The 11,338-nt window shown below is 68.1% G+C and carries 12 protein-coding genes; 8 read left to right on the forward strand and 4 right to left on the reverse strand.

What is annotated here, in order from left to right; translation table 11 throughout:
* Positions 1–6: 6 nt before the first annotated feature.
* From A5757_RS19545 to A5757_RS19555, 3 genes are read right to left on the reverse strand one after another with little or no spacing between them, the layout of a single operon-like run.
* A complete protein-coding gene (locus A5757_RS19545; RefSeq protein ID WP_066837413.1) occupies positions 7–309 on the reverse strand; it encodes a hypothetical protein in 303 nt (100 codons plus the stop codon).
* Entirely contained in the window at positions 306–1,808 is a 1,503-nt protein-coding gene (locus A5757_RS19550; protein ID WP_066837417.1) for a class I adenylate-forming enzyme family protein, read from the reverse strand. The genes A5757_RS19545 and A5757_RS19550 overlap by 4 nt, the downstream gene beginning before the upstream one ends.
* Positions 1,805–2,641, reverse strand: coding sequence for an NAD(P)-dependent oxidoreductase (locus A5757_RS19555; protein ID WP_066837421.1), 837 nt, complete (start codon positions 2,639–2,641; stop codon positions 1,805–1,807). The genes A5757_RS19550 and A5757_RS19555 overlap by 4 nt, the downstream gene beginning before the upstream one ends.
* A gap of 202 nt (positions 2,642–2,843) precedes the next feature.
* Here A5757_RS19555 and A5757_RS19560 point away from each other — a divergent pair, with 202 nt between their 5' ends.
* From A5757_RS19560 to A5757_RS19575, 4 genes are read left to right on the forward strand one after another with little or no spacing between them, the layout of a single operon-like run.
* Positions 2,844–4,421 carry a methylmalonyl-CoA mutase family protein gene (locus A5757_RS19560; RefSeq protein WP_066837424.1) on the forward strand — a complete coding sequence of 526 codons (1,578 nt, stop codon included), beginning with the start codon at positions 2,844–2,846 and terminating at the stop codon, positions 4,419–4,421.
* A complete protein-coding gene (locus A5757_RS19565; RefSeq protein WP_066837426.1) occupies positions 4,421–4,825 on the forward strand; it encodes a cobalamin B12-binding domain-containing protein in 405 nt (134 codons plus the stop codon). Before A5757_RS19560 ends, A5757_RS19565 begins: the two co-directional genes overlap by 1 nt.
* Positions 4,826–5,782 (forward strand): LLM class F420-dependent oxidoreductase, encoded by a 957-nt coding sequence (locus A5757_RS19570; RefSeq protein ID WP_066837428.1) that lies wholly within the window; start codon positions 4,826–4,828, stop codon positions 5,780–5,782.
* Between the two features lie 41 nt (positions 5,783–5,823).
* Positions 5,824–6,813, forward strand: coding sequence for a CaiB/BaiF CoA-transferase family protein (locus A5757_RS19575; RefSeq protein ID WP_066837455.1), 990 nt, complete (start codon positions 5,824–5,826; stop codon positions 6,811–6,813).
* On the opposite strand, the gene A5757_RS19580 is transcribed toward A5757_RS19575, so the two are convergent.
* On the reverse strand, positions 6,801–7,103 hold the full coding sequence (locus tag A5757_RS19580) for a 2Fe-2S iron-sulfur cluster-binding protein (RefSeq protein WP_066837430.1): 303 nt from the start codon (positions 7,101–7,103) through the stop codon (positions 6,801–6,803). The genes A5757_RS19575 and A5757_RS19580 overlap by 13 nt on opposite strands.
* Before the next feature lie 124 nt (positions 7,104–7,227).
* Here A5757_RS19580 and A5757_RS19585 point away from each other — a divergent pair, with 124 nt between their 5' ends.
* The 4 genes from A5757_RS19585 to A5757_RS19600 are packed head-to-tail and all read left to right on the forward strand — an operon-like array spanning position 7,228 to position 11,249.
* Positions 7,228–8,598, forward strand: coding sequence for a class I adenylate-forming enzyme family protein (locus A5757_RS19585; protein ID WP_197497396.1), 1,371 nt, complete (start codon positions 7,228–7,230; stop codon positions 8,596–8,598).
* The gene (locus tag A5757_RS19590) at positions 8,576–9,391 is read left to right on the forward strand and encodes an acyl-CoA dehydrogenase family protein (RefSeq protein WP_066837458.1); all 816 of its coding nucleotides are present in this window, start codon (positions 8,576–8,578) and stop codon (positions 9,389–9,391) included. The genes A5757_RS19585 and A5757_RS19590 overlap by 23 nt, the downstream gene beginning before the upstream one ends.
* Positions 9,378–10,475, forward strand: a complete 1,098-nt coding sequence (locus A5757_RS19595; RefSeq protein WP_066837433.1) for an acyl-CoA dehydrogenase family protein — start codon at positions 9,378–9,380, stop codon at positions 10,473–10,475. The genes A5757_RS19590 and A5757_RS19595 overlap by 14 nt, the downstream gene beginning before the upstream one ends.
* A gap of 6 nt (positions 10,476–10,481) precedes the next feature.
* Positions 10,482–11,249: an enoyl-CoA hydratase/isomerase family protein gene (locus A5757_RS19600; protein ID WP_066837436.1), complete on the forward strand. Its 768-nt coding sequence runs from the start codon at positions 10,482–10,484 to the stop codon at positions 11,247–11,249.
* Positions 11,250–11,338 lie beyond the last annotated feature (89 nt).

Genomic DNA, 11,338 nt, shown 5'->3' on the forward strand with positions numbered 1-11,338 from the left:
GGCAGGTCAGTCGCTGGCGGGCAGCGGCTTGGCCTCCTTGAGGCTCAGCGGGGTGTCACCGACGGCGAGGGTGCCCTTGCCGGCCTTGGTCACCAGGACCTCGGCGCCGTTGTCGTCGACGTAGCGCTTACCCATCACGTTGCCGTCGGCAAAGCCAGGGTCGAGGCTCGCACCACCATCTTTCGAGGCGTCCAGCGGCACCATCGGCACGCCGCCGGCCCGCAGGTCGTCGAGGCTGTCGGCGCTGCGCACCACGATCACCTGGGTGTCGCACACCTGGCTCTGCAGGCGGGTGCCGTTCTTGATCATGCTGGCTCCTTCGTGGCCGTCTGGAATTCGTGGATCAGTTCCCGACGCAGCACCTTGCCGGTGGCGTTGGTGGGAAGTTCGTCGCGGAACACCACCCGGTCGGGGGTGCGCGAGCCGCGTAACTGGCTGCGCACGTGCTCGCGGAGCGCATCGGCGTCGGGATCGCAGCCAGGCGCCGGGACGACGACCGCGACGATGATCTGACCCCACTGCGGATCCTCGGGGCCGATCACCGCGACGTCGTGCACGTCCGGGTGTTCGACCAGCACGTCCTCGATCTCGGCCGGGGCGATGTTCTCCCCGCCGCGGATGATGGTGTCGTCGGAGCGGCCGCCGATGAACAGGTAGCCCTCCTCGTCGAGCATCGCGACGTCGCGGGTGGGGAACCAGCCGTCGGCGTCGAGCACCGAGCCGATCTCGGAGTACCGGCCCGACACCTGGTCGCCGCGCACGTAGAGCTCACCGGTCTCGCCGGGTCCGAGCACCGTGCCGTCCTCGGCGCGGATCTGCACCTCGATACCGGGCACCACCTGTCCGACGGAGCCGAGGCGCCGCGCGGCGACCGGGTCGTCGGCGCCGAACGCCGCCCGGTGGTCGTCGGGTCCGAGCACCGCGATGGTGGAGCTGGTCTCGGTGAGGCCGTAGGCGTTGACGAACCCGACGTGGGGCAGCAGTTCCAGCGCGGTGCGCACCAGGGGCAGAGCGACTTTCGAGCCGCCGTAGGCGAGGTTGCGCAGCGTCGTCAGGTCGACCGGTTCGGCCTGCAGCGCCGTGACGATGCGGTCGAGCATGGTGGGCACCACGGTCGCGGTGGTGACTTGTTCGTCGCCGATCAACCGAATCCACTCGCGAGCGTCGAATACGGGCAGATAGACCATCTTTCGGCCGGCGTAGAGGTTCGACATCGCCGCCCCGACCCCAGCGATGTGATAGGGCGGAACGCAGATCAGCGACGCGTCCTCCGGTGCGGCGGAAGCGAATTCGACGGTGCCGGTGACGTAGCTGGTCAGGTTGTTGTGGGTCAGCTCGACGGCCTTGGGGCGCGAGGTGGTCCCCGAGGTGAACAGCACCACGGCGACCGCGTCGGGGTCGGCGAACTCGTTCACCGGATCTGCGGTGCGGGCGGCGGCCAGGAATTCGTCGGACGTCAGCACCTGCCGGCCGGCGTCGCCGACCACGTCCCGGTACTCCTCGTCGACGACCACCAGCGGATCGGGCAGCCGCTCGATCAGTTCGCGCAGACCGTCGCGGCTGAGCCGGTAGTTCAGCGGCGTGAAGGGCACCGCGGCACGGGCCGAGGCGAACAGCAGCAGTGGCAGTAGCGCGCCGCCGGTGCCCACGTAGGCGACGTGTGAGGCCCCGGAGGCCGCAATCACTCCCGCGCCGCCGTCGGCCAGCGTGCTCACCTCACCGGCGGTCAGGCGCAGATCGCCCGACACGACGGCGGTCCGGTCCGGATCGGCCGACGACGCCATCTCCAACAGCAGCGAGATGCTCATGGCCGGGCCGCCTCGTCGACGAAGATGTCCAGGGTGGGGTTGTCTCCGCCACCGTAGCGGCTCAGATCGGTCCTTCCGGCTGACGCGAGCACTTCCGAGTCGATGTAGCAGTTGGCGGTCGCCTCCCGCGAGGGCCGGCTGAAGATCTCCACGGCGGCGTCGGCCATGATCTCCGGACTGCGCGCCGACTGCAGGGCCTTCTCGCCGATGTTGGCGACCGCGGCGGTGGCGATGTAGGTCTCCGGCCACAGGCAGTTGAACGCGATCCCGGCGTCGCGGTACTCCTCGGCCCACCCCAGCGACAGCAGCGTCATCCCGTATTTGGACAGCGTGTAGGACGGGTGGGCGCCCAGCCAGTGCGGGTTCATGTTCAGCGGCGGCGCGAGCGTGAGCACATGGGCGTGCGGCGAACGGCGCAGATGGGGCAGCGCGGCCTTGGTCAGCAGGAACGTCCCGCGGACATTGATGTCCATCATCAGGTCGAACTTCTTGGCCGCGAGATCCTCGGTCGGTTCGGTGGCGATGGCGCTGGCGTTGTTCACGACGATGTCGATACCGCCGAAGCGTTCGACCGCGGTCTCGATCGCGCGGGCGACGTCCTCCTCCTTGCGCACGTCGCCGACCACGGCGACGCCCTTGCCGCCGGCGGCCTCGACGTCGGCGACGGCGGTGTGCACGGTGCCCTGGAGTTTGGGGTGCGGTTCGGCGGTCTTGGCCAGCAGGACGACGTTGGCCCCGCGGCGGGCGGCGCCGACCGCGATCGCATGGCCGATGCCACGGCTGCCGCCGGAGACCACCACGGTGCGGTCGGTGAACGCTTGCTCGCTGGACATGGGCCTCCTCGGACTCGCCCTCGATGGTATTGGCATTCTCTTTTGACGCAAGTGGCGTATTCACTGATTGTCGCGTACGAGTTACCGAGGTCGGCGCCGGGGTGCACGCGGCTGCCGCCAGCACTCGGAACTGCTCCCGAGGGCGCACATTTCCCTAATCCGGTATTGGCATTCTCGTTTTTTGCAAGTACGTTATCGAGCGATGACCGACTCCGTGCAGACCTCCTCGGGCATCCCGCTCGAGCCCGTCTACGGGCCCGCCGACCGGGATGCCGACCCGCCCGCCCCGGGCAGTTACCCCTTCACCCGGGGCAACTTCGCGTCCGGTTACCGCGGCAAGCTGTGGACCTTCCGGCAGTATTCCGGCTTCGGCACCGCCGAAGAGTCCAATCGCCGGTATCGCTACCTGCTCGATCAGGGCGGCACCGGGCTCTCCGTGGCGCTCGACCTGCCGACCCAGTGCGGGTACGACTCCGACGATCCCGAGTACGGCGAAGAGGTCGGTCGCGTCGGCGTTGCGGTCGACACCCTTGCCGACGCCGAGATCCTGTTCGACGGCATCCCGCTGGACAAGATCAGCACCAGCTTCACCATCAACGGCACCGCGGCGATCCTGCTGGCGTTCTACGTCGCGGCTGCGGAGAAGGCGGGTGTGCCGCGCGAGAAGCTGACCGGCACGATCCAGAACGACATCCTCAAGGAGTACGCGTCGCGCGGAACGTGGATCTGGCCGCCGGAGCCGTCGCTGCGACTGATCGCCGACACCATCGAGTTCTGCGCGGCTGAGGTGCCGCGGTTCAACGCGATCTCGGTGGCCGGGGCGCATTTCCGCGACGCGGGCGCCAACGCGGTGCAGGAGATGGCGTTCACCCTGGCCGACGGCGTCACCTACTGCGACACCGTCGTCGAGCGCGGTCGCATGTCGATCGACAAGTTCGCGCCCCAGATCTCGTTCTTCTTCTACACCCACGGTGACTTCTTCGAGGAGATCGCCAAGTACCGCGCCGGCCGGCGGCGCTGGGCGACGATCGTGCGGGAGCGTTACGGTTCGACGAGCGACAAGGCCTCGATGTTCCGGTTCGGCTGCGTGTCCGGTGGCGCCTCCCTGTTCGCGCCCCAGGCGCAGAACAACGTGGTGCGCATCGCGTACGAGGCGATGGCATCGGTGCTCGGCGGCGTGCAGTCGATGTTCACCGCGGCGTGGGACGAACCGTTCGCGCTGCCGAGTGAGGAGTCCGCGACGCTCGCGCTGCGCACGCAGCAGATCCTGGCCTACGAAACCGGGGTGACGCGGGTGGCCGACCCCCTGGGTGGGTCGTACTTCGTCGAGGCGCTCACCGACGCGACCGAAGAGAAGATCATCGAGATCATGCACGACCTCGAGGCCCACGGTGGCATGGTCCGCTGCATCGAGGACGGCTACCTGCAGGGTCTGATCGCCGACGAGGCCTACAAACTCCACCAGGAGATCGAGGACGGCAGCCGGCCCGTGGTCGGGGTCAACAAGTTCGTCACCGACGAGCCGCCCGCCGACATCGACACCTACGAACTCGACGCCGAGGGCCGCGATCTGCAACTCAAGCGGCTGGCCAAGGTCAAGGACGAGCGCAACGCCGACGCGGTGGCCGCCAGCCTGGCGGCGCTGAAGCGGGCGGCCGAGGGAGACGACAACCTCATGCACAAGCTGATCGACTGCGCGAACGCCTACTGCACCGTCGGGGAGATGGTGTCGGCGCTCAAAGCGGTGTGGGGCGAATTCCAGCAGCCGGTGGTTTTCTAGTGAGTACACCCGCCCGCGTCCTCGTCGCCAAACCCGGTCTGGACGGTCACGACCGCGGCGCCAAGATCGTCGCCCGGGCGTTGCGCGACGCCGGATTCGAGGTCATTTACACCGGTATCCGGCAGCGCATCGAGGACATCGTGTCGATCGCGCTGCAGGAGGACGTCTCGCTGGTCGGACTGTCCATCCTGTCGGGAGCGCACCTGGCGCTGACCAAACGCACGGTCGACGCACTGCGTGCGGCCGACGCCGGTGACATCGCCGTGGTGGTGGGTGGCACCATTCCGCAGGCCGATGTGCCGAAACTGTTGGAAGTCGGTGCGGCCGCGGTCTTTCCGACCGGCACCGCGCTCGATGTGCTGGTGACCGAGGTGCGCAAGTTGACGGCGGAGAAGGTGGACTGAATGCGTCTCGGCGTGATGATCGGGGCCGAGCGCGGCGACATGGCCCGCAAGGTCAACAAACTGGTGAGCGACATCGAGTGGGCCGAATCGGCCGGGCTGGACACCGCGTGGATGCCGCAGGTGCCCAACGACTTCGACTGCCTGACCATGGTCGCGCTGATGGGCAGCCGCACGACCCGCATCGAACTGGGCACTGCCGTCGTGCCGCTGCAGGCGCAGCATCCGATCGCGCTGGCCCGCCAGGCGCTCTCGGTGCACGCCGCCGTCGGTAACCGTCTCGCGCTCGGGGTGGGACCGTCGCACCACTGGATCGTGCGTGACATGCTCGGCATCCCCTACGAGAAGCCGGCCGCCTATACGCGCGACTACCTCGAGGTGTTCAACGCCGCGGTGGCGGGCCCGGGTGACGTCGACGTGGAGAACGACTCGTTCACCGTCCACAACCCGACGGTGCTGCAGGCGGATTCGCCGATGCCGGTGCTGGTGGCCGCGCTCGGTCCGGTGATGCTGCAGATCGCCGGTGAGCTCGCCGACGGAACCGTGCTGTGGATGGCCGATGAGAAGGCGATCGGTGAGCACATCGCGCCGCGCATCACGAAAGCCGCCGAGAACGCCGGCAGGCCGGCGCCGCGGATCGTTGCGGGCATCCCCGTCTGCCTGTGTGCGAATTCGGAGATCGACGCGGCGAAGGAACGCGCCAACCGCATCTTGGCCGAGGCCGAGACGTCGCCGAACTACCAGAAGCTGCTCGACCGCGGGGATGCCCGGAACGTGGGGGATCTGTGCGCCGCCGGGGACGAGCAGTCAATCCTGGCGCGATTCCAGCAGTTCGCCGATGCGGGGGTGACCGACCTGTCGGTGCGCCTGCTGCCGATCGGCGAGAACCGCGACGAATTGATCGCCTCGAAGTACCGGACGCGTGAGGTGATCGCAGAGCTGGCGAAGCAGGTGCAGTGACTGCCCCGCTCGCCGGCATCCGGATCATCGAGGTCGGCGTGATGCTCGCCGGGCCGTACGCGACGATGATGCTCGCGGACCTCGGCGCCGAGGTGATCAAGGTCGAGCCTCCGGGCGGGGAGATCTCACGGCAGGTCGGCGACAGCTATTTCGCCAGCCTCAACCGCAACAAAACCCACGTCTTCCTCGATCTGCGGTCCGACGGCGGACAGCAGCGACTGGCCGAGCTCGTTGCGAATTCCCATGCACTGCTGGTGAACATGAAGCCGTCGGTGATCCGCAAGCTCGGTCTGACCTATGAGTCGCTGCGCCGGCACAACGAGAAGATCGTCTGCGTCGCGATGACGGGGTTCGGGCTCGACGGCGGTGACGATCCGGCCTTCGACTACGTCATCCAGGCGGCGACCGGAGTGGCGGCGATGACCGGTGATCCTGACGGCCCGCCGACGCTGCCCGGCTACTCCTCGGCCGACAACTCGACCGGTTTGACCGCGGCGCTGGGTCTGCTGGCGATGGTCGTCGCGGGCCGGGGCGGTCAGGTGGACGTCTCGTTGCGCGACGTGATGCTCTCGCAGCTCAACTACCGGGCGTCGGCGTACCTCAACGACGGAGTCGAACCGCGCAGGCACCCCAACGGCGCCCACTCGTACTACGTTCCGGCGCAGCTGTTCTCCACCGCCGACGGCTACCTCGCCCTGTTCATCACCCACGACGGCTTCTGGCGGCTGTTCGCCGACGAGGCGGGCATCGAGGGGTTCCCGACCATGGCCGAGCGGTCGGCCCGCCGCGACGAGGTGCTCGCGGTGGTCGAGGCGGCGCTGGCCCGGGACTCCGCGATCGGCTGGGAGAACCGTCTACGGCCACTGGGCATCCCGGCCGCGGCCGTGCGGAGCCTGCCCGAGGCGTTGGAGGCGACGCCCGAGGCCGTCGTGCACGCCGGCGACTTCCGGCTGGTGGGCAGCCCGATCCGGATCGCCGGCTACCAACCCGAGTACCGGCCGCCGCCGCCGCTGGCCGGTCAGTCGTCGTAGGTGACAGTGGTGCGGTCGGTGTCGGGAACGGCCTGGCAGGTCAGCACGTATCCCTCCTCGACCTCGTCCTCGTCGAGGGCGTCGTTGATGCGCATGGGGGCGGTGCCCTCGGTCAGCTTCGCCATGCACGTGCCGCAGTTGCCCGCCTCGCAGGAGAACGGGGGAGCCATCCCGGCCCGGCGCGCGCTCTCGAGGAGTGTCTCGCCCGCCACCCTGCGCACACTGGCCGTCTTACGGTCGAGCACGATCGTGACCTCACCCGTCGGCGTGGACGTCGGTTCGGCGGTCATACAACTCCTTTGAACATGGTGATTCTAGCTGGGGGAGAATACTATTCTCCTAAAATGTTAGGGTGTTCTCAACAGCGAGTTTACGGTGCAGGAGGGTCCGGCGGCGGTGAGCGATGGCCGACACGTGACTGACCGCGGCGCGCTCGCCTTCGGTGACCGCGAGTATTCCGCCGCCGAACTGGACGCACTCACCAGCGGTATGGCCACCACCTTCGAGCAGCGCGGCGTGCGCAGCGGCGACCGGGTCGCGATCATGTCGTCCAACCGGCCGGAGTTCGTCATCGCGCTACGGGCCATCTGGGTCCTCGGCGCATCGGCCGTACTGCTCAGCTCATCGTGGAAGCGCGCCGAGGTCGCCCACGCCCTGGACCTCACCCGGCCCCGCCACGCCGTCGGCGACAATCCCGTGCTCGGCGAACTGATGCCGATGCTGAGCCTCGACGAACCGGTGACCCCGGGTCGGCGGGCCTTCGATCCGGTCGATCCGGACGGTGACGCCCTGTTCGTGTTCAGTTCCGGGACGACGGGCATGCCGAAGGCGGTACGGCACACGCATCGCGGTTTCGCTGTTGCCGTACAGCACTGGCGCGATGCGCTGGAGCTCACCGCCGCCGACCGGATGCAGATTCTGACGCCGCCGTCGCACATCCTGGGGCTGCTCAACATCGTCATGGCGTTGGAGACGGGCGCCTGGATCCGTCTGCACCCGCGGTTCGACATCGAGGCGATGCTCCGCCACATCGAGTCCGACCGGATCACGATCGAGATGGCCGTCGCGCCGATCGCCCTGGCGCTGGCGGCACACCCGGACCTCGAGAGCTACGACCTGTCCTCGCTGCGCTACGCCATGTGGTGCGCGACCCCGGTCACCGAGAGCGTGGCGGCCCAGGTGTCCGCGCGCACGGGACTGCAGTGGGTCACCGCGTACGGCACCACCGAATTGCCCGTGATTGCCGCCAACCCGATCGACTCAGCCCGGCTCGACACCGTGGGCCGCCCGGTGCCCGGCGTCGATGTGCGCATCGGTGCCGACGGAGAGATCCAGGTGCGCTCGGATTCGGTCATGGCGGGCTATCTCCCGGAGTCCGCGACCGCCGGAGCGTTCAACGACGGTTGGTACCGCACCGGCGACGTCGGACATCTCGACGACGACGGGTTTCTGCACATCACCGATCGCTCCAAGGAGATGATCAAGGTCAGGGGTTTCCAGGTCGCCCCGGCCGAGGTCGAGGCTGTGCTGCACGGACATCCGGCCGTCGAGGACTGTGCGGTGTTCGGCGAACCGGATGCGGCCGACGGCGAGGCCGTCGTGGCGGCGATCGCCACCGCGCAGACCGTGGACGCCGAAGAGTTGATCGACCTCGTCGGACGGCAACTGGCGTCCTACAAACGACCCCGTCGGGTGGTGTTCGTCCCCGACATCCCGCGCCTGCCTTCCGGAAAGGTCTTGCGCCGAGTGTTGAAGGAGCAGCATGGACGTCCGACTGACATCTGAACAACAGCAACTGCGGGACGCCGCCGCCGAGGTCGCAGGCGATCTGGGACCGGGGTCGGTGGCCGACCTCGACGACCAGACCCGGATCGGCCGTCTCGAGAAGGCCGTCGACGCCACCGGATTCCGCACCCTGCGGTCCGACGGCGCCTCGGCGGTGGAGGTCGCGATCGTCGCCGAGGAATTCGGGCGCGGTCTGGTCGACGTGCCGTACCTCGGACCGGTACTCGTCGACGAGTTGCAGCGCCGGCTCGGACGGCCGGTGGCGGTCGCAGCTGACGGTCCCGCCACCGTCGATCTGACCGGAAGCCTTGTCGGAGTGCAGGAGTCGCCCACCGAACTCGCCGAGCTGGCCGAGGAGGACGCCGGACGCTGGTACGCGCTGGCCGTGGCGGCCACCGCCGCCGACATCGTGGGCGCCGCGCGCGGCACCCACGCGCTGGCCACCGAATACGCCAAGGTGCGCGAACAGTACGGGTCGGCGATCGGGTCGTATCAGGCGGTCGCCCACCTGCTGGCCGAGAGCCTGGCACTGATCGAAGGATCGATCAGCATCTCCCGCCACGCCGCCTGGGCGGTCGACGAACTGCCGGTGCGGGAGGCGATCGAGGCGGCCCGGATCGCGAAGATCTACTGCGCGCGGGCCGCGATGACCGTGTGCGAGACGTCGATTCAGGTGCACGGCGGCATTGGCAACACCTGGGAATGCCTGGCGCACGTCTATCTGCGCCGGGTTCTGGCCGCCACCGAGGCGTGGCCCGCAAAGCTGGAGGAGCTGACCATTGGACTTTCGTGACTCACCCGACGAGGCCGCGTTCCGGGAGCGGTTGCGCGCCTGGCTGACCGAGCAGAAGGGCAAGTTCCCGACCTCCGGCGACGCCTACTGGGCCAAGGCCGGCGAGTGGCATCAGGCGCTGTTCGGCGCCGGGTTCTTCGGCACGTCGTGGCCGAAGGAGTACGGCGGCCAGGATCTGCCGCCGGTGTACGACGTGATCGTCGACGAGGAGATCGCCAAGGCCGGCGCCCCGGCGCGGCCGAGTCTGGGATACCTCGTCGTCGGCCTGAGCCATCACGGGAGTGAGGAACTGCGACAACGGTTCCTGCCCGGGATGATCAACGGCACCGAACGCTGGTGCCAGGGCTTCTCCGAACCAGGTGCGGGATCCGACCTGGCGTCCCTGACCACCACCGCGGTGCCGGACCCCGAGGACCCCGACACCTACGTGATCACCGGCCACAAGGTGTGGACCAGCTACTCCGATGTCGCCGACTGGTGTCTGGTACTGGCACGCACCGATCGCGATGTGCCGAAGCACAAAGGCATCTCGGCGTTCATCGTCGACATGCACCAACCCGGTATCGAACAGCGGCCGCTGAAGATGATCAGCGGTGTCACCAAGGAGTTCGGGCAGGTCGTGTTCGACGGGGCGCGAGTGCCCGCCGAGAACATGGTCGGTGCGCCGGGCGAAGGCTGGAAGCTGGCGATGACGGTCGTCAGCCATGAACGTGAACCGTCGACCCTCGGTTTCTCGGCCCGCTACGGAAAGACCGTGCGCCAGATGGCCTCCCGCGTCGACGGCACGCCGCCCGAGGAGCTGCTCTGGGCGTGGGTGCAGACCGAGATGTTGCGGCTGCATGTGCGCAGGCGGTTGTCCGAGCAACTCAGTGGGCTGACCCACGGGCCGCAGGGGTCCCTGGACAAGTTGCTCATGACGTGGGTCGAACAATCGGTCGGCCACGCGGCGCTCAAGACCGTCGGAACCTCGGACGAGGAACTGTTCGGGGCCTACATGTACAGCCGGGCGCAGAGCGTCATGGGTGGGACATCACAGATTCAGAAGAACATCATCGCCGGCCGCATTCTCGGATTGGGAGTCTAGAGACACATGTACGACATGCCCGAAGAAATTCAGGTCACCGCGGACGGTCCACTGCGGATCATCACGCTCAACCGACCGGACGCCCTCAATGCGGTCAACGATTCGCTGCACTGCGGTCTGGCTGCGCTGTGGCCACGGCTCAACGAGGATCTCGATGCGCGTGCCGCGGTGATCACCGGTGCGGGACGGGCCTTTTCGGCCGGCGGTGACTTCGCCTACCTGCAGGAGCTCAGCGGCGACGCGGAGTTGCGCCGCAAGACGATCCTGCACGGCCGCGAGATCGTGCTGGGCATGACGCGCACCCGCATCCCCGTCGTCGCCGCGGTGAACGGGCCGGCGGTCGGCCTGGGCTGCAGCCTGGTCGCGCTGAGCGACATCGTCTACATGGCTCCGACGGCCTACTTCGCCGATCCGCACGTGCAGGTCGGGTTGGTCGCCGCCGACGGTGGCCCGCTGACGTGGCCGTTGCACATCAGCCTGCTGCTGGCCAAGGAATTCGCGATGACCGGCACCCGGATCTCCGCGCAGCGCGCCGCCGAACTCGGACTGGCCAACCACGTCGTCGAGGATCCGCTGGGCGAGGCCATCGCGTGCGCCGAGAAGATGATGGCGCTGCCGCGTCAGGCACTCGAAGCCACCAAGCGCCTGCTCAACATCCACCTCGAGCGGGCGGTGCTGGCGAGCCTCGACTACGCGAACACCGCTGAGGAACAGTCGTTCCTGACCGACGACTTCAAGGCGATCGTCACGAAACTGAACGCCAAGAAGAACTGACTAGGGTCTACAGTCAGTGTCAGGGTGGGGTGCCGCGTATTGCGGTGGTTGGATTCCTGATCACCTGGTGTCTGGCTCGTAGGGTCGCT

Source organism: Mycobacterium sp. 852013-51886_SCH5428379, assembly GCF_001665575.1.
Taxonomy (GTDB): domain Bacteria; phylum Actinomycetota; class Actinomycetes; order Mycobacteriales; family Mycobacteriaceae; genus Mycobacterium.

Bases quoted from the DNA above. Each gene is read 5' to 3' on its own strand.
- A5757_RS19545 (WP_066837413.1), bottom strand. From the start codon at position 309: ATGATCAAGAACGGCACCCGCCTGCAGAGCCAGGTGTGCGACACCCAG.
- A5757_RS19550 (WP_066837417.1), bottom strand. From the start codon at position 1,808: ATGAGCATCTCGCTGCTGTTGGAGATGGCGTCGTCGGCCGATCCGGAC.
- A5757_RS19555 (WP_066837421.1), bottom strand. From the start codon at position 2,641: ATGTCCAGCGAGCAAGCGTTCACCGACCGCACCGTGGTGGTCTCCGGC.
- A5757_RS19560 (WP_066837424.1), top strand. From the start codon at position 2,844: ATGACCGACTCCGTGCAGACCTCCTCGGGCATCCCGCTCGAGCCCGTC.
- A5757_RS19570 (WP_066837428.1), top strand. From the start codon at position 4,826: ATGCGTCTCGGCGTGATGATCGGGGCCGAGCGCGGCGACATGGCCCGC.
- A5757_RS19575 (WP_066837455.1), top strand. From the start codon at position 5,824: ATGCTCGCCGGGCCGTACGCGACGATGATGCTCGCGGACCTCGGCGCC.
- A5757_RS19580 (WP_066837430.1), bottom strand. From the start codon at position 7,103: ATGACCGCCGAACCGACGTCCACGCCGACGGGTGAGGTCACGATCGTG.
- A5757_RS19590 (WP_066837458.1), top strand. From the start codon at position 8,576: ATGGACGTCCGACTGACATCTGAACAACAGCAACTGCGGGACGCCGCC.
- A5757_RS19600 (WP_066837436.1), top strand. From the start codon at position 10,482: ATGTACGACATGCCCGAAGAAATTCAGGTCACCGCGGACGGTCCACTG.